Genomic DNA, 17,913 nt, shown 5'->3' with positions numbered 1-17,913 from the left:
CGTTAATTTTCAGACGGCTTTTTCGGTCCTACGACATAGACCGTATATCCTTGTTTCGTTCCGAATTTATTAGCATAGCCATGATCTTCAAAGTAAACATCGATCATTTGGCCTTTCACACCGCTGCCAATGTCTTCAGCACGACGGAAGCCAACGCCCTCAATGTAAACCCACCATCCCAGTGGGATAACTTTCGGATCTACCGCAATCGTTCTGCCCTCAGTAACTGTCGTTCCTGTATAGGTCTTCCCATACCCAGGAGAACCTTCGGCTTTGCCTGTCGAATCCGCTCCCGCTGAATAAGCCGTGAGCTTCACGTTCTTGAGGATTTGTTTATACCCGAATGTTACACCATTCTTAGAAACCTCATCCACACTAGGGGATGATGCCGATAGAACGACAACGGGATTTTTCGTGCCAACGGACACAACTTTTTTAACGCTTTGTTCCTGTACTTCTTGACCTACAACAGCTTCTGCAACTAATACGCCATCTTCGTAAGTCTTCTCTTTCTTTTTCAGAAGTACGCCCTCTTTACCTTCTTGAACGACCTGCTCTTTACCCTTAAGCAACGATGCATCATTTTTCTTTTCCGTGTCGAATGCAATCGGCTCTGTTACTTCTTCCGTCTCTTTTTTCACACGGACGATTTTGATTTCATCGCCTGATCCCAAAGAGGCTGTCGGTTCGGGAGTCAGCTTATCGTGCTCCCCAAGTGCAATATGTAAACGTTGCAATGCACTTTCAACCGTTCTTGCAGTTGTGTAAACAGTGGTGGTCTTTCCATCAGCAGTCAATTGAATTGGAGAAGCGTGTTCGATGACGAATTTGTCCCCGCCCTTGATTGTAGCCGTAGGGTCTGCAGATATTTCATCGTGTTCACCAATCGTTATGGCTTGTTCATCCAGTAGGCGTTGCAGGACCCATTGCTTCGTATGCACAACGGTTTCTTGTCCATTCACAACCACGGATACGCTCTTGGTAGCCGTACCGTACAACAACACCAAAAACATGAAAGTCATTGCGATTGAGATTATAGCCAGGCTTAAAATCAAACGCAAGTTTTCATGCTTCCATCGCAATGCGAAGGACATGCTGGATGATCGTTTTACATGGGTCTCGCTAAAAGAGATACTGCCCACTTCTTCGGTCCTCCTTCAAAGCCTCGCCGCCAGGTTACAGCATGATTAAATTTGACGCGACTAAGGTTTTTAATTTAACTTAACGTGTCGTCCATCGGCAGTTGTTTGGAAACAACTGCGTTCTGGTCGTCCCACCCCGCTTTGCTATTCATCATCCTATGAATTCCGGGTTACGATTAGTCGTCCGAAACAGTTAAAGGTCCTTATGGGGACAAAAAGCCAGCAAGAAGAGGACTCTTCTCGCTGGCTTAGTTTGCATAGTAAAAATACACAAATAGCACGCACGACAATCGTTACCTCTCTTACGCTTACGAGGTTAGCTGACGGATTCGGACGTGAGAGTCGCCCTACTCAGACGTAAACTTCCGTTCAACGTCCAAGATTCACCCCTGTTACTCACTCTGTTCACTTCGTCAGCGATGCCGCTTTATAAGCTAACAGTGGTTCCCCCGTTCCCATAATTGGAACTCAGCGAATGGAAAAATGGCAAATTGGTTATTAAGTTATTATGAAAAGTATATTACGCTGTTAATCTCTGCCTGTAAAGGGATTAACACCTACTAAAAAGGGCTAAATCGATTAAAAATAGCTTATTTTCGAAATAAAACCACCTTTTATCTACATTTAACTCATTATAACGTACGAATACTAAGTTTCTTCGTGTTTTCACTCTTAAACTAGGCTTCGAAACTAAATTTGTTTATAATTATCAGGTATGAAACACGTATATAAATTCCAATAATTAGCTATTTAGGGAGGCACTGAGATGGGTCCCATATTACAAGTTGACGCTTTATTCGGGGGATATTTACCAAATAAACCCGTTCTTCACGACCTCACATTTTCCATCCGTCAAGGTGAAATGATGGGATTAATTGGTTTGAACGGCGCAGGAAAAAGTACGACCATCAAGAACATCCTTGGACTGCTTCAACCACAAAGGGGTTCTATAAAAATTAACGGTTTGACGCTGGCCGAAGATCCGCTGCCTTACCGTGCCACTTACGCTTATGTGCCTGAAAGTCCAGAGCTATATGAAGAGCTTACGATTCGTGAGCATCTGGAGTTAACTGCCATGGCTTACGGCTTAACGAAGGATGACTATCTCTCCCGCTCACAAGCGCTGCTCGAGCAGTTCCACATGCAGGACAAGCTCAAGTCTTTCGCAAGCCATTTATCCAAAGGGATGAAGCAAAAGGTCATGATCATGAATGCATTCCTGATCGAACCTTCTCTCTACATCATTGACGAGCCTTTTCTCGGGCTCGATCCGCTAGCCATCCGCTCATTGCTCGAGTTGATGGTCAAAATGAAGCGACGCGGCGCGTCATTTCTCATATCCTCGCATATTTTGTCTACGATTGAAAAATATTGCGATAACTATGTCGTCCTGCACAAAGGACATATGGTCGCCCAAGGCGATTTAGTCGAATTACGTCAGCAGACAGGACTCCAGCAAGCGTCATTGGACGACATCTTTTATAAGCTTGTAAAAGGAGAATTGGTATGAAGGCGATGGACATGGATACCCGTGCCCTATGGCAGAAGAGATTTGAACATTATATGAAGGAATCCATGGGTTACCTGCAGTATGCAGCGCGCAGCAATTTTTTTGGCTTCCTGCTATTTCTTGTCATCCTTTCTTCCTATTATTATGCAAAAATACTACAGCGCCTTCCGACAGATTATCCTTATCTGTGGATCGTCCTTTTGCTGCTGGTACCTTTGTTAGCCTCAAGCCCCATTCGCACGTTAGCCAGAAGCGCAGACCGTATGTTTCTACTGCGCGTTGAACATCAGATGGGTCCTTACTTCCGCGGCGGATTCATGTACAGCTTAGTGCTGCAAGCCTTCTGGACATTTCTGGCATGGGTCGTCCTATGGCCCTTGTATCATCACTGCCTTGGCCGCGATGAGCAGCATTTCTTATGGATGCTTGCCTTGCTTCTATTAATGAAGGTAGGCAATTTATTGGCCAGCTGGCAAGAAAGCCGATTCACTCATGAGCGCGCAAGAAGAGTTTCCGTTAGCTTCCGCTGGCTGGCAACAGCCGTGCTGATTTCTCTGCAATTTCTGACAAGCGTCCTCTGGGCAAGCGGAGCTGCTCTTGTCCTTACTCTGGCTTGGTTAACTGCTACGCATTACGTATCCAAATACTACATCGGATGGGATTATCTCATTGCGAAGGAAAGGCAGCAGCAAGCACGACTTTATGCCTTTTTCAACTGGTTCGTGGATGTCCCGCAATTGGGAACGCGAATAGCCCGCCGAAGCTGGATCAGCGGGGTCACAAGATTTATTCCTTTTAAACAGGATGCTGCCTATCTCTACATATATATGAAAACATTTCTACGTACGGAGCTATTCGCGATTGTCCTACGTATATCCTTACTAGGCACATTAGCCATTGCCGTTTCAAGCAGCAGCACAGCGAGACTGCTCATCTTCTTTATCGCTTTGATCATTTCCATGGTTCAACTAACGCCACTTGAGCGTTCACACCGCTATACCTTTTGGCTCGACATGTACCCGCTTAACCGTCAGTTGAAAGCCGGCTCGCTAGCCTTCATCATTTGGTCAGCCTTGCTGCTAGAATTATGTATGCTTTCGATTCCGTTCATGATTCGATCTTCACTCATCTACATTGTCGTGCCGCTGATCGGCTTCCTCTTTATCTCACTCAGCTGCGGAGTTTTTCTACGACGAAAATTTGCAAAAAATGCTTTACTTGAGACCTAACAAGGCAATGGCGTTGTTTGTCGTTATTTCTGCAAGTTCTTCCAGACTTATCCCCTTGATTTCCGCGGCCGTTTCGGCAACCAACCGAACATAAGCCGATTCATTGCGCTTGCCGCGGAAAGGATGCGGGGTCAAATAAGGAGCATCCGTCTCGATGAGTAAGCGGTCCAAAGGAACCTGCGCCAGCACTTCCTTGGGCTGCTTTGCATTTTTGAAAGTGACAGGGCCTCCGAAGGAAATATGGAAATTCATATCCAAACACTGCTTGGCCGTCTCCCAGCTCCCCGAAAAGCAATGCATGATCCCCCCAACTTCAGCTGCTTTCTCCTCTTTTAAAATAGTCAAAATATCCTGATGCGCATCTCGGTTATGAATCACAATCGGCATTTGAAGCTTTCGCGCCAGCCTGATTTGCTCCCGAAAAACACGCTGCTGTACATCTTTAGGCGATTTATCCCAATAGTAATCAAGCCCGATTTCTCCGATTGCCACCACTTTTTCGTGCTGACACAGCGATTCGATCCATTCCAAATCCCCCGGCATCATATCAATCGCATCTACAGGGTGCCAACCTACTGTTGTATAGATAAAATCGTATTTTTCAGCAAGAGCTATTGAACTAGGAATTGTTTCCCGGTTAAAGCCAACATTCACCATTCTAGTAACACCGGCTTCACGAGCACGTTGTATAACCTCGTCCTGATCTTCCTGAAATTGTTCCGCATTCAAATGAGTATGTGAGTCTGTCAGCATGTTCTTCTCCTTACTTCCTCTTATGTATTATTCCTGCTCGCCTAGCATCTCCCAAAGCTCAGGATATTCAGAAGCATTCAGACGCTCAAGCAACTCCTCGGGGTAATAGACATGATGTTTACCCATTTGAAAGCCGCTAATCGACTGCACGATTTCCGAGCGGTGAGTGATTTCGGTCAGCGTCTCTTTATGATCCAAAAGCAGAATCGGCAAATTATCCTCCGTCTCTCCCGGCCTGTACACATCATAGGATTGATTCGACGGAAAATCAATTTCCATGTAATAGATTGGATCGAGCCCAACCTCGGCCATGACTTTCTCCATAAGCTGAATCATACGCTGGTTCGACTCGTCAAAAGTACTGTATTTATACAATTTACGGTCTAAGAATCGCTTACACATATCAGCAAGGATAGGATCCTTTTCGCTCATCCAAAAAGTTAGCATCGCCTGCATCACGGATTCATCCAGAAGCAAATAATCTTCAAGTGAAATCTTATTCTGAATCAGGTGCAGAATTGGATCCGTCATAAAGCCAAATGTATAGTTATCTTCATATAAATGTTTGGCGCGCGCAAAGATTTTGTGCAGCAGAATTTCCGCGCTCCGCGTTACCGGATGGAAATAGACCTGCCAATACATCTGATAGCGTGACATAAGATAATCTTCTACAGCATGCATACCGCTTTCTTTAACGACAATATGCCCTCGATAGGGCCGAATAACTCGGAGAATACGTTCCAGATCGAACGTCCCGTAATTAACACCCGTAAAATAGGCGTCTCTTAACAGGTAATCCATCCGATCGGCGTCCAATTGAGACGACACCAGGCTTACAACAATTTCTTCATTGTAGGATTTGCAAATGACCCCCGCCACTTTTTTGGGGAAATCAGGCGAGACCCGGCTCAAAACTTTATTGACCTCCGTATCGCCCAGCACGATTTTACAAGACCAATCCTCATGTCGGGTTCCAAAAGCCTTCTCAATAGAATGGGAGAAAGGTCCATGCCCCAAATCGTGCAATAGCGCCGCACACAGACAGATCAGACGCTCTTCCTTCGGCCAATCTTCATATTGATTGCGTTCGAATTGAGAAATAATTTTGCGCGTGATCTCGTACACACCGAGCGAATGCGAGAAACGGCTATGCTCGGCACCATGAAAAGTTAAATAAGAGGTTCCTAATTGCCGGATGCGACGCAGCCTCTGGAACTCTCGCGTATTAATCAAATCCCAGATCGTGTTATCCTGCACGTAAATGTATTTATGAACGGGATCTTTAAAAACCTTCTCTTCCTTCATTGCAATCACAACCTCTCTTTATTAAAATTCTACATCTTTTCGACATTTCACACCATCATATCGACATGTATGTCGTAATTTGTCGAATTTACTAATCCCAATTTTTCATTGCTTTCATCCACTTAAATGAATTGGCTAAATCCACCTTTTCTCACATCAAATAGTAATATATTATTTACAAATCCTTATTCTACTTGGCTTTTCCTCTCTTTTCAGTTGTGATCAGATTTCAAAAAATTATTGTCTACGCGCCCAAACTAGCGAAAATATGGTTGACTATTTTGGGAATGGTTGGTATCATTAGTTTAAGAGATATGTCGAAACATGACGATATTGATAAAATTTTTATAAAATCGAAAGGGGTTTATATATATGATGAAATCTACGGGCATTGTAAGAAAAGTTGACGAATTGGGGCGTGTTGTTATTCCAATTGAACTTCGCCGTACACTTGGAATTGGCGAGAAAGACGCCCTTGAAATTTATGTAGATGGCGAGCGTATCATGCTTAAGAAATATGAGCCTGCTTGTATCTTCTGTGGCAACGCTGAAGGCGTCTCTTACTTTAAGGGAAAAATTGTTTGTCATATTTGTTTAGCGGAAATGCCAACACCTGTGACAAAATAAGAAAAATAGTATATAATAGAAGTAGCACTTATCCTATTGGTAATTCTAACCTTTTTCATATCTCCTCTAATCTCTAATTTGTTGGCTTCGGCCACGGATTAGAGATCTTTTTTTGTCTGGACTTTTCCGCAGCGCTATAGTCAGCCAACACGTTACACCGCCTGAGCGCTTAGCGCTCAAGCAATGCGTTGTAAACATCCCGCTTGGATAGGCCGCGATCGCTCGCAACCTGCTTCATCGCTTCCTTCCGGTCGCTGCCCTGCCCCTCATAGTGCTCGACATGCTCGCCTAGCGACATCGCCTCCCACCAACCGTCGGCGGCTTCTTTGGCGCTCTCTGCCGACGCGCCTTCGGCGATCACGCAGTATTCGCCCTGCGGCGGGTGCTGCGCGAGATGCTCGAGGCACTCAGCAATCGTGCCCCGTACAAACTCCTCGTACCGCTTCGTCAGCTCGCGGGCGAGACAAACCCGGCGCTCCGGCCCCCACACTTCCGCCATGCGGGCAAGTGTTTTGTCGACGCGGTGCGGCGATTCATAGAACAGCAGCGTGTCCTGCACGTGCTGCAGCCCTTCGAGCACCTTCGTCTGATCCTTTTTCTCCCGGGGGAGAAATCCGACGAAGGCAAACCGCTCTGTCGGCAGGCCTGATGCAATCAGCGCCGACAAGGCCGCATTCGCGCCGGGGACAGGCACCACCGGCGCGCCTTGCTCTACGGCCATCCTCACCAGGTCATAACCTGGATCGGAGATGGCCGGCAGTCCCGCATCGCTGACTAGCGCGATGCTCTGCCCTTCAAGCAGCAAGCGGACGAGTTCGGGGCCGCTTGCCTGCTTGTTGTGTTCGTGATAGCTGACGATTCGCGTAGCGATTTCGAAGTGCGTCAGCAGCTTGCGGGTTTGCCGCGTATCTTCGGCGGCAATCAGGTTCACTTCCTTCAGGATGCGAATCGCCCGAAAGGTCATGTCTTCGAGGTTGCCGATCGGTGTGGCAACCAGGTAGAGCGTGCCCGAGCTATTTCCATCCTCGCGATAACTTTTTTGCACATTTAAGCCCACGGTTTGTCCCTCTTCACTTTAGTCATATGCTTCCATATACCCTATTATTTATTTTTATGAAAACTCCAAGGAAGCTCTGCCCCCGTAATAAATTTCCTTCAATTCCTTACAGTACTCCTGGTTCTCGTCATACACGATAAGTGGAGGCAGTGTGCGAATTTCCGGCTTGCCATCTTTCATTCCCTCGATCAGCACCATCATCGCCTCTTCCCCAGCGCGTGCGTGCACGTAACGAATTCTTTTCGGCTCCAGACGGTAGCTCCTCATTAAACTGATAATATCCACCAATCGTGTTGCCCGGTGAACCATGGCCACTTTACCGCCTGCTTTGACCAGCTTCGCACATGCAGCTATCACATCTTCCAAGTTACAGTGGATTTCATGACGCGCTGCCGCAAAATGCTCATTCACATTCTGTTCCCCATTCGGCACAGGCAGATAAGGCGGATTCACCGTTACAGCATCGAATTGGCCGTGGCCTAAAGTGCCATGAATGGTCTTTAAATCGCCTTGTATCATATGCAGCCTTTCACCCAAATCATTCAGCAAGGCGTTTCGAACCGCCATATCCGCAAGGCGCTCCTGGATTTCTACGCCCCAGATATCTGCCTTAGTTCGAGTAGATAAGAGCAGCGGCACGACACCGTTGCCTGTACATAAGTCGATAACCCGCCCCTTCGGCGGCAAACTGCAAAATCGGCCAAGCAGGACAGCATCCATCGAAAAGCTGAACACTTCCTCGCTTTGAATTATTTTTAAATCATACGTTAATAAATCGTCAATTCTTTCAGTCGGTCGTAAAGGCACCATACGCTGTTCTTCATTTCCTTTCTAGTCCTAGCTCATCTATGGAAAAAAACCGTAAGGCATAAACCCCTACGGTCAAACACACTTATTTATTTAAAAAGGATAAGCAAAACAAACAATCTCCCTCAGTCCGAAGGTGTCCATAATACACATTACATATGTGAAATCCTTCATTGTACAAGCGGGTCAAATTATCATATCCGGCTCCCGGTAACGAAACCGTTTCCTCCGCCTCTCCGACAGGCTGTTCGACCGTCGTTTCCTCTTGTCGAATCAACTTGCGCAGTTGCTGATTTTCTATGCTTAGTCTCTTATTTTCTTCGATGAGTATAATGATTTGTTTCTTTAAGGCACCCAACTCGGCATAAGTGGCACCCATTCGTTCTTCGATCCCATCTATTTGTCCAAAAATATCCTGTTTATCCACGCTTTCACCTCTAGTGCCATGCATGCTTACTGGCCAGCGCCTCCTTGGATCCTTTGCCGCTACTCTTGTTCAACTACATCATCGAAAGGTAAATCAAGTGCTTTACCAAGGTCGAATAATTGAACCTTCGCGGTACGCTCACTGATATTTAACCCTAGTACCTTACCATTACCAAAAGAAGTGATCACATGCCTTCCAACGGTTGGCAGAGAATCCTTCGCACTTTCATAATTATCATGCTCGTACTTCAAGCAGCACATTAACCGACCGCATAAACCCGAAATCTTCGTCGGATTCAGCGATAAATTCTGATCTTTGGCCATCTTGATCGATACCGGCTCAAAATCACCTAAAAACGATGAACAACATAAAATCCGCCCACACGGACCAATACCGCCTAACATCTTCGCTTCGTCCCGCACACCAATTTGACGCAGTTCGATTCTTGTCCGGAAAATGCTCGCCAAATCTTTCACGAGTTCCCGAAAATCAACGCGCCCCTCGGCTGTAAAATAAAAAATAATTTTATTGCGGTCAAAGGTATACTCTACGTCCACAAGCTTCATCTTAAGACTATGATCTCTGATCTTGTCGTGGCACGTTTGGAAGGCATCTTTGGCTGCTTTTTTATTCTCTTCAACCAAATCAGCATCCGAATCATCCGCGATGCGAATGACCTTTTTGAGTGGAAGAACGACATCATTTTCTTTGACAATCTTCTTGCCCACTACAACCTTGCCGTATTCCACACCGCGAGCGGTTTCAACAATAACGGCACTTTCTTGCTCAATCGGCAAATCGATTGGGTCAAAATAATATATTTTACCCGCTTTTTTGAAGCGGACGCCTACAACCGAATACATCTTACACCCCCTGCATCTCCACGAGCATTTTCTCTATAACCAGCTGAGAGTTGGCGTTGAAGCGCAGTCGCTTTTGTAAATCTACGGCTTGCTCCATCATACGCACCCAGACTGAGACATCCCGGCTTAACGCCAGAGAGCTCATCCAGTCTAGCTGGTCATTATATACAAGCCTGTCCCTGCGCTCAAGGCGCAGTTGCACCATATCTTTAAACCAGAGAATCAACAAGTCGAAAAGACTCGACATGTGTTCTGCAAGTTCTGATTTCACAATTCGTTGCTGAACCGTAATCATAGAAGTAGGAAAACGTGTGAGCGTCTCCTTCGCTAATTGTAACATTACGGTTCTCATTTCTGCAAACCAATTCGCTCCGATTAACTCCCTGGCCGCTTGTAATCCTGCCGTTAAATGTGCTGCAGGCTGCACAAGAGCAGCTGGAAATCCTTCTTCGAGCAGCGTCAACACCATCTGCTCACGCGCCATCGGAGTGAATTGAATCCACTGTGCTCTCGACTGAATCGTTGGTAATAAGGCATTTCCATTCTCGGTGATGAGAATAGCCACGACCCTGGAAGTTGGTTCTTCTAGAAATTTCAAAAGGCTATTTGCTGCCTGTACAGTCATTTTCTCTGCATGGTGCAGAATATATATTTTCGTGCCGGAAGCTGTCGCACGGTAAGCAAATTCCTTCTGAAGCTCCCGAATTTGCTCAATCTTGATTGAGGCCCCTTCAGGTGCAACGATATGCAGATCGGGATGATTGCTGTGCTCCACTTTACGGCACTCCAAGCATTCACCGCAAGCGTCATCCGTTCCGTTCTGACAATAAATCGCTTTCGCCAAGGCTATCGCCATTTCGGAACGCCCTGTCCCCACAGGCCCGCTAAATATATAGGCGTGTGACAGCTTGTCTTGTCGCAGCCCGTTCTGCAGAAGTTGCTTTGCCGCTGCTTGCCCCGGTATGGTCTGGAAGGACATTCGTTATGGCACCATCCTAAAATAACAAGTTAATCAACATACCGCGGATTTCTCCGATTTTTTGCAAAATCTCAATACGCCCCTGCTCGCTCTCCAGCAATTCATCCGCTAACGAGAGGAGCTCTTGATCGATTTCTTCCAAAAGCTTATATCGCTTCGAACGGCCGCGACGATCCCAGCCCTTCGTATCTCGTAAATTGACACCTCGGCGAGCCGTCTCCTCCAGGAATTGCTTAATCAACAATTTGTACTGGAGAAGCTCTCTTACGGTCATCGCCCGTGAAAGACGGTCGCCTTGCAGCGTAATCTGCTGCACCATTTTGGACAATTGCTCCTGCGTAAATTTCTCATCCTGCTGCTGCATAATGTCAGAGAAATTCCGGGGGGCCATCTGTGGCGGCGGTACGTTCTCATTCACTTTGACGTTCTTACCAATGGGCTGCCACCCCGGATTAATTTTCAAGACGCATCCATCCTTATTTAGGTCATCTATAATTTAGTAATGCTCGAAGCGTTCAACCGGCAATACGAATACCGCGGCTCCACCCACTTGGACTTCCACTGGGAATGGAATATAAGAATCTGTCGTTCCTCCCATTGGAGAAACCGGTGTAACAAGCTGTTCCCGAATTTTGCAATTGGCGCGAATGACCTGCATAACCTCTTGCACTCTCTCATCTTCCGTACCGATCATGAAAGTTGTATTTCCTGCGCGTAGAAAACCGCCTGTACTTGCCAGCTTCGTTGCGCGAAAACCTTCTTTAATTAACGCATTGGAGAGACGGTTACTGTCCTTATCTTGTACAACAGCTACGACTAGTTTCATAGGGGTTGCCTCCTCTTATTATAAACTAAGAATGGATTTTCTGCTTCTCACGGAAAAATGTTCCTAAGCAAAATGTTCCTCAAGCAAACGGTTACACTGACTCCAAATATCTGCTGCAATCTCCTCTACACTGCGGTTAGCGTCAATCACTCTTACACGCTCAGGATGATCGGATGCGATCTGGTGGAATCCTTCCCTTACCCGGCTGTGGTAATCCACATGTTTCTGTTCGATGCGATCCAGCTGCTCCGCTGCGGTTGTTGCGCCTGAGGCTCTTTGATGCAATCGCGCCATACTGACTTCTACGGGAACATCCAGAATGAATGTTCGAGTTGCTTGTAAGCCCGAGCTTGCATAGCGTGAAATAGCTTTGACTTGCTCTACATCCAAGCCTAGTCCGTATCCCTGATACGCAACGCTTGCATCAATGAAACGATCGCACAAGACGATGCGCCCAGCTTCTAACGCCGGCAAAATCAACTGATGCACATGCTGCGCTCGGGATGCCGCGTATAGCAGCACTTCCGCTTGATCGACCATTTCTGCATTCACAGGATCAAGAATAATACTGCGAATCTTATCGCTGATTGCTGTTCCCCCTGGTTCTCTCGTCACCAGAACATCATGTCCTAATTTCTTAAGCTCTTCACCTAATTTCTTGAGCTGTGTCGTTTTTCCGGAACCGTCCGGTCCTTCAAAAGTAATGAAAATTCCGTTCACTCTTCCTCCTGCGTGCTGCTTTACCAGTCCATATAATAGTTTATGTGTATATCTTTAACTTGTGTGTCTGACCAAATTCCGTACCTTGAAACCTAATTCCGTTTGCCGCTAATTGTAGTAAAGCCTCAGCCACGGTATCCGTAATAACTTCACCCGGGTATAGATAAGGAATTCCTGGTGGATACGGGATCACCATATCCGCAGAACGCTTGCCAACCGCATCCTCCATGCTTACCTGTCGATAAGCTCCCACTTCCCGCCCTTCTCTTGAGATGTCTCTCAGATCAAAAACAATTGGTGAAGAGATTTGTGTGTAGTAGGGTAATTTAAGTATATTCGAGATAGGCGCATGAAGTTCCTTCTTTTGTGCTGGAACGTCCAAACAAATGTTGGTTAACACGTCGATAACCCTTTCTAAATCCGCTCGACTCGTAGCAGGAGTGAAAACAAGCAGCACATGTCGGCCATCCGTCATTTCTACGTAAATGCCCTGCTCCTCTAATCTCTCCTTGAGCTCTGCCGCACTTAAAGTTTGTGTCGCATCACAAATGGCCACTTTAAAGGGATCCGCCGTCTCATATCCTTCGCTTCTAGATAACGGAAATTCCTTAGGAAAGTAATCAAATCGGTTCATTTCGTCTAGCAGGGATCTAAATTCTTTAACAAGCGTAATCCCCTCCGACAACCAGGCTTCCCCTTCCGTATGCATTCTTTTTCTCGCCAAATCTAACGATGCCATGATCGGATACGAAGGGCTTGAGCTCTGCAGCATTCCCAAAAGCCGACGAATCGCCTCCCTATTCATACGCGGACCCTTCAAATGAAGCATGGCTCCCATCGTCATCGCGGTAAGCATTTTATGCGTAGACTGCACGACTGCGTCCGCTCCCTGCGACAGCGCAGAGGCCGGCACGTCCGGATGAAATCCGTAGTGAGCACCATGTGCCTCATCCACCAAAAGCATCTTCCCCTGTGCATGCATCAACTCAGCAAAAGGTGTTAAATGAACGCCCATGCCGTAATAATTGGGATTGGTCAAAAATAAAGCTTTAGCCTCCGGATATTGCTGCAACGCTTGTTTCACAGCTTCAATATGTACGCTTGTGGCAACACCCGTTTGCGGATCGATGGAAGGTGAAATGAACACAGCTCTCGCCCCTGCCAACATCAATCCGTGAATAACTGATTTATGTACATTTCTTTGGACAAGAATGACATCACCTCGCTCACAGACGGCTGCAATCATGGCGATATTCCCGACCGTACTGCCACCAATGAGGAAGTGGGATTCCTCTGCACCAAAGCAGGCTGCGGCTAACTGTTCCGCCTCCAGAATGACACCCTCTGCATGATGCAAATCATCCAGACCTGATATTTCCGTATAATCAATCGCCATTATTTGCTTAAAAAAGGGTGCCCCTTCGTCCAGTAACCCCTGACCGGATTTGTGGCCTGGTACATGCAGACTTACCGGATTTTTAGCTTGATGAGCTACCATTGCCTCATACAACGGTGCTTTGAGCTGTTTCTCTGAATTGTGATTGCTGCTCATGCGAATAGACTCCTTGAACTTTCTACTTACTACCCTTATAGTAGTGGATTGAAGCATAAAAAACAAAAAAGCTTCCAGAAAGAAGCTTCTCTCAATTAGTTCATATATTGTTTTGAGTTCCCCAAGTATAAAGCTTTTTTCATCTGATTTACGAAGAATGGGTATTTTTGATCATTCACATTCGTTTTGACAATTTCACCGCTGCACTCATCACAAATGAAAGCTGTAATAATATGAATGCCGCCACTTCGCTGCTGCTCACAGATCATACATATACCAATTCGGTTCTCCTCCATATGATCACCCCATGTACTTTTACTACTAGTATATCCGAATCTCGATTCTCCTAAACTAGCTAAACGCTCATATCTTGGAAGGAAAATGCCGATATTACCTCTATATCAGGTCAACCGGCTTACGGAGGTCATCATGTCAACAAAACAGGAACCCAGTCTCTCCAAACAATCTACTATTTATAGTTATACTTTAGTGAAGCGCATTTATCATTCTTTGTATAAAAGGATTCTTTACTTCCTGATTCTCGCCTTGGCCTTATTCTTCAAATTCGACCCCGCAAACTGGCTTCCAATGTTAGTCAGCTATCCGTTATTACTTGTTTTCCATACACTGCTTGTTCGGGCTTATTTCCAATTCACCATTGGAATGGCCATGAGAGGGTGGTCCTATCGATGGGGAATTTTCTGGTGCGGTTCGCTACCGGATGGCCATGCGTCGGTTAAGCTAGTAGGCAAAGTACAGCTCCACCTGTTCTGGATTGGTCTGTCCCTGATTACGATCCTGTATCCCTGGATTCCAGCTCCTTGGTTGATTTATTTCATGATCTTTCACATCTGGATGCTCATGCCGCGGTTATGGATGTTGTTTCGGTTCCACCCTTATCGGAAAACTGGTTTAATGAAGATTTCTGAGAAAGAAACTTCTTGTTACTTGCAATAAAAAGGAAGCCTGCACTTTCTACAGTAACTGTAAAAAGTGCAGGTTTTTTTGATGGTTAGAAGCTATCCAACAGGCTTGAATGTAAAAAGTGCTGGCGTTTTCGATGGATTTACCTGCACAAATTGCAGCAATGGTCTGAGATGAGCATGTGGGAATTACATTCCGCTATTTGTGATAAAATCGAGCCGTTCGACTCTTAAAGGGATCTACGAACCGTTATTTGTTTGTTTTGGCTAAAAATCTGCCTGTTAGAGTCAAATAAGGGCCTGTGGTTCCACTTAAGCTCTGAAAGGTGCAAATCAGATCAATAAGCGGTCTACAGTTCTCTTGTACCGCTTTTCGGGAATCTCACCTTAGAGTTGTCGTAAGAGATGCAAAAAAAACCTTTCTGAGATTTCTCTCAAAAAGGTTTTTCTTCTGTGCTTGGCAACGTTCTACTCTCCCAGAACCCTGCGGTTCAAGTACCATCGACGCTGGAGGGCTTAACGGTCGTGTTCGAGATGGGAACGCGTGGGTCCCCTCCGCCATCATCACCAAACAGTCAAAGCGTGGTTTGCGCCTTGAAAACTAGATACGAAACTTTCGTAAAGTAACTACTATAGGTTTATTGGTTAAGCCCTCGACCGATTAGTATTCGTCAGCTGCATACGTTGCCGCACTTCCACCTCGAACCTATCAACCTCGTCGTCTACAAGGGGTCTTACATACTGGGAAATCTCATCTTGAGGGGGGCTTCGCGCTTAGATGCTTTCAGCGCTTATCCCCTCCGTACATAGCTACCCAGCGGTGCCTCTGGCGAGACAACTGGTACACCAGCGGTACGTCCATCCCGGTCCTCTCGTACTAAGGACAGCTCCTCTCAAATTTCCTACGCCCGCGACAGATAGGGACCGAACTGTCTCACGACGTTCTGAACCCAGCTCGCGTACCGCTTTAATGGGCGAACAGCCCAACCCTTGGGACCTACTTCAGCCCCAGGATGCGATGAGCCGACATCGAGGTGCCAAACCTCCCCGTCGATGTGGACTCTTGGGGGAGATAAGCCTGTTATCCCCAGGGTAGCTTTTATCCGTTGAGCGATGGCCCTTCCATTCGGTACCACCGGATCACTAAGTCCGACTTTCGTCCCTGCTCGACTTGTAGGTCTCGCAGTCAAGCTCCCTTATGCCTTTGCACTCTGCGAATGATTTCCAACCATTCTGAGGGAACCTTTAAACGCCTCCGTTACATTTTAGGAGGCGACCGCCCCAGTCAAACTGCCCACCTGACACTGTCCCCATACCGGATCACGGTACCAGGTTAGAACTCCGATACGATCAGGGTGGTATCCCAACGGCGCCTCCACCCAAGCTGGCGCTCAGGCTTCAAAGGCTCCCACCTATCCTGTACAGATCGTACCAAAGTCCAATATCAAGCTGCAGTAAAGCTCCATGGGGTCTTTCCGTCTTGTCGCGGGTAACCTGCATCTTCACAGGTATTAAAATTTCACCGGATCTCTCGTTGAGACAGCGCCCAAGTCGTTACGCCATTCGTGCGGGTCAGAATTTACCTGACAAGGAATTTCGCTACCTTAGGACCGTTATAGTTACGGCCGCCGTTTACTGGGGCTTCAATTCATAGCTTCGGAACCGAGGTCCCTAACCACTCCTCTTAACCTTCCAGCACCGGGCAGGCGTCAGCCCGTATACTTCGCCTTGCGGCTTCGCACAGACCTGTGTTTTTGCTAAACAGTCGCTTGGGCCTTTTCACTGCGGCCCCCTCGGGCTATTCACCCTACCGAGGCACCCCTTCTCCCGAAGTTACGGGGTCATTTTGCCGAGTTCCTTAACGAGAGTTCTTCCGCGCGCCTTAGAATTCTCTTCTCACCCACCTGTGTCGGTTTGCGGTACGGGCACCTTCGCCTGGCTAGAAGCTTTTCTTGGCAGTGTGAAATCATGACCTTCGGTACTTTAAGTTTCCCTCCCCATCACAGCCCAGCCTTACGATGTGCGGATTTGCCTACACATCAGCCTCACTGCTTGGACAGACATCCATCAGTCTGCGTCACTATCCTTCTGCGTCACTCCATTGCTCATAACGGCTACGGTGGTACAGGAATTTCCACCTGTTGTCCATCGACTACGCCTTTCGGCCTCGCCTTAGGTCCCGACTTACCCTGAGCGGACGAGCCTTCCTCAGGAACCCTTAGGTTTTCGGCGGATCAGATTCTCACTGATCTTTTCGTTACTTATACCGGCATTCTCACTTGTATGCGCTCCACCTGTCCTTACGGTCAGAATTCAACGTACATACAACGCTCCCCTACCCATGCACTAAGTGCAAGCCATAGCTTCGGTGGCGTGTTTAGCCCCGTTACATTTTCGGCGCAGAGTCACTCGACCAGTGAGCTATTACGCACTCTTTCAATGGTGGCTGCTTCTAAGCCAACATCCTGGTTGTCTGTGCAACTCCACATCCTTTCCCACTTAACACACACTTGGGGACCTTAGCTGATGGTCTGGGCTGTTTCCCTTTTGACAATGGATCTTAGCACTCACTGTCTGACTCCCGGATTTAAGTTTGTGGCATTCAGAGTTTGACTGGACTTGGTAACCCTTGGCGGGCCCCGCACCCAATCAGTGCTTTACCTCCACAACTCCACATCCGAGGCTAGCCCTAAAGCTATTTCGGGGAGAACCAGCTATCTCCGAGTTCGATTGGAATTTCTCCGCTACCCCCACCTCATCCCCGAATTTTTCAACATTCGTGGGTTCGGGCCTCCAGTGAGTGTTACCTCACCTTCACCCTGGACAGGGGTAGATCACACGGTTTCGGGTCTACGTCCACGTACTCAAGCGCCCTATTCAGACTCGCTTTCGCTGCGGCTCCGTCTCTTCGACTTAACCTCGCACGGGAACGTAACTCGCCGGTTCATTCTACAAAAGGCACGCCATCACGCATATAGAGCGCTCTGACTTTTTGTAAGCACACGGTTTCAGGTTCTTTTTCACTCCGCTTCCGCGGTGCTTTTCACCTTTCCCTCACGGTACTGCTTCACTATCGGTCACTAGGGAGTATTTAGCCTTGGCAGATGGTCCTGCCGGATTCCGACGGGGTTTCACGTGACCCGCCGTACTCAGGATACCTCTAGGCATACGTTCATTTTGGGCTACAGGGCTT

17 protein-coding genes, 2 rRNA genes and 1 riboswitch (1 of these 20 running past the window's edge) are annotated in these 17,913 nt (G+C 47.1%); of the genes, 4 read left to right on the top strand and 15 right to left on the bottom strand.

Annotated features, from left to right (window positions below; translation table 11 throughout):
* Positions 1 to 2: 2 nt before the first annotated feature.
* A complete protein-coding gene (locus ACKTT9_RS00975) occupies positions 3 to 1,142 on the bottom strand; it encodes a ubiquitin-like domain-containing protein (protein ID WP_407870179.1) in 1,140 nt (379 codons plus the stop codon).
* Between the two features lie 290 nt (positions 1,143 to 1,432).
* Positions 1,433 to 1,626, bottom strand: a riboswitch (cyclic di-AMP (ydaO/yuaA leader).
* Positions 1,627 to 1,908: 282 nt separating this feature from the next.
* On the opposite strand from ACKTT9_RS00975, the gene ACKTT9_RS00970 reads away from it, so the two are divergent.
* Both ACKTT9_RS00970 and ACKTT9_RS00965 read left to right on the top strand, forming a co-directional pair.
* Positions 1,909 to 2,652 carry an ABC transporter ATP-binding protein gene (locus ACKTT9_RS00970; RefSeq protein WP_407870178.1) on the top strand — a complete coding sequence of 248 codons (744 nt, stop codon included), beginning with the start codon at positions 1,909 to 1,911 and terminating at the stop codon, positions 2,650 to 2,652.
* The gene (locus tag ACKTT9_RS00965; protein WP_407870177.1) at positions 2,649 to 3,881 is read left to right on the top strand and encodes an ABC transporter permease; all 1,233 of its coding nucleotides are present in this window, start codon (positions 2,649 to 2,651) and stop codon (positions 3,879 to 3,881) included. The genes ACKTT9_RS00970 and ACKTT9_RS00965 overlap by 4 nt, the downstream gene beginning before the upstream one ends.
* Here the strand turns inward: ACKTT9_RS00965 and ACKTT9_RS00960 are convergent.
* Positions 3,867 to 4,634, bottom strand: a complete 768-nt coding sequence (locus ACKTT9_RS00960) for a TatD family hydrolase (protein ID WP_127457124.1) — start codon at positions 4,632 to 4,634, stop codon at positions 3,867 to 3,869. The genes ACKTT9_RS00965 and ACKTT9_RS00960 overlap by 15 nt on opposite strands.
* Positions 4,635 to 4,661: 27 nt before the next feature.
* Complete coding sequence (locus tag ACKTT9_RS00955) at positions 4,662 to 5,939, bottom strand: HD domain-containing protein (RefSeq protein WP_127457123.1); 1,278 nt, start codon at positions 5,937 to 5,939, stop codon at positions 4,662 to 4,664.
* Between the two features lie 372 nt (positions 5,940 to 6,311).
* Here ACKTT9_RS00955 and ACKTT9_RS00950 point away from each other — a divergent pair, with 372 nt between their 5' ends.
* Entirely contained in the window at positions 6,312 to 6,566 is a 255-nt protein-coding gene (locus tag ACKTT9_RS00950) for an AbrB/MazE/SpoVT family DNA-binding domain-containing protein (RefSeq protein ID WP_127457122.1), read from the top strand.
* Between the two features lie 169 nt (positions 6,567 to 6,735).
* Here the strand turns inward: ACKTT9_RS00950 and rsmI are convergent, their stop codons facing one another.
* From rsmI to ACKTT9_RS00900, 10 genes are all read right to left on the bottom strand, one after another.
* Positions 6,736 to 7,623 (bottom strand): 16S rRNA (cytidine(1402)-2'-O)-methyltransferase, encoded by an 888-nt coding sequence (rsmI, locus tag ACKTT9_RS00945; RefSeq protein WP_407870176.1) that lies wholly within the window; start codon positions 7,621 to 7,623, stop codon positions 6,736 to 6,738.
* A 54-nt stretch (positions 7,624 to 7,677) separates the two neighbouring features.
* The gene (locus ACKTT9_RS00940; RefSeq protein ID WP_407870175.1) at positions 7,678 to 8,433 is read right to left on the bottom strand and encodes a tRNA1(Val) (adenine(37)-N6)-methyltransferase; all 756 of its coding nucleotides are present in this window, start codon (positions 8,431 to 8,433) and stop codon (positions 7,678 to 7,680) included.
* Positions 8,434 to 8,515: 82 nt separating this feature from the next.
* Positions 8,516 to 8,857, bottom strand: coding sequence for a DNA replication initiation control protein YabA (gene yabA / locus ACKTT9_RS00935; RefSeq protein ID WP_127457119.1), 342 nt, complete (start codon positions 8,855 to 8,857; stop codon positions 8,516 to 8,518).
* Positions 8,858 to 8,916: 59 nt separating this feature from the next.
* Entirely contained in the window at positions 8,917 to 9,720 is an 804-nt protein-coding gene (locus ACKTT9_RS00930) for a stage 0 sporulation family protein (protein WP_127457118.1), read from the bottom strand.
* Position 9,721: 1 nt separating this feature from the next.
* Entirely contained in the window at positions 9,722 to 10,699 is a 978-nt protein-coding gene (holB, locus tag ACKTT9_RS00925; RefSeq protein WP_157324517.1) for a DNA polymerase III subunit delta', read from the bottom strand.
* Positions 10,700 to 10,715: 16 nt separating this feature from the next.
* A complete protein-coding gene (locus ACKTT9_RS00920; protein WP_127457116.1) occupies positions 10,716 to 11,162 on the bottom strand; it encodes a YaaR family protein in 447 nt (148 codons plus the stop codon).
* 33 nt (positions 11,163 to 11,195) lie between these two features.
* A complete protein-coding gene (locus ACKTT9_RS00915; RefSeq protein WP_079417169.1) occupies positions 11,196 to 11,525 on the bottom strand; it encodes a cyclic-di-AMP receptor in 330 nt (109 codons plus the stop codon).
* 63 nt (positions 11,526 to 11,588) lie between these two features.
* On the bottom strand, positions 11,589 to 12,245 hold the full coding sequence (gene tmk, locus ACKTT9_RS00910) for a dTMP kinase (RefSeq protein ID WP_181646447.1): 657 nt from the start codon (positions 12,243 to 12,245) through the stop codon (positions 11,589 to 11,591).
* Between the two features lie 40 nt (positions 12,246 to 12,285).
* On the bottom strand, positions 12,286 to 13,797 hold the full coding sequence (locus ACKTT9_RS00905) for an aminotransferase class I/II-fold pyridoxal phosphate-dependent enzyme (protein WP_407870174.1): 1,512 nt from the start codon (positions 13,795 to 13,797) through the stop codon (positions 12,286 to 12,288).
* 95 nt (positions 13,798 to 13,892) lie between these two features.
* Positions 13,893 to 14,093: a sigma factor G inhibitor Gin gene (locus tag ACKTT9_RS00900; protein ID WP_407870173.1), complete on the bottom strand. Its 201-nt coding sequence runs from the start codon at positions 14,091 to 14,093 to the stop codon at positions 13,893 to 13,895.
* Between the two features lie 133 nt (positions 14,094 to 14,226).
* On the opposite strand from ACKTT9_RS00900, the gene ACKTT9_RS00895 reads away from it, so the two are divergent.
* Positions 14,227 to 14,754, top strand: coding sequence for a hypothetical protein (locus ACKTT9_RS00895; protein WP_407870172.1), 528 nt, complete (start codon positions 14,227 to 14,229; stop codon positions 14,752 to 14,754).
* A gap of 421 nt (positions 14,755 to 15,175) precedes the next feature.
* Here ACKTT9_RS00895 and rrf read toward each other — a convergent pair.
* A 5S ribosomal RNA gene (rrf, locus tag ACKTT9_RS00890) occupies positions 15,176 to 15,292 on the bottom strand.
* Between the two features lie 69 nt (positions 15,293 to 15,361).
* Positions 15,362 to 17,913, bottom strand: a 23S ribosomal RNA gene (locus ACKTT9_RS00885) (it continues 366 nt past the right edge of the window).

It is taken from the genome of Paenibacillus sp. P36 (assembly GCF_045866505.1).
Classification (GTDB): Bacteria; Bacillota; Bacilli; order Paenibacillales; family NBRC-103111; genus Paenibacillus_E; species Paenibacillus_E chondroitinus.
Note: the sequence above shows the minus strand (reverse complement) of the source record. Positions and strands in the feature narration are given on the sequence as shown.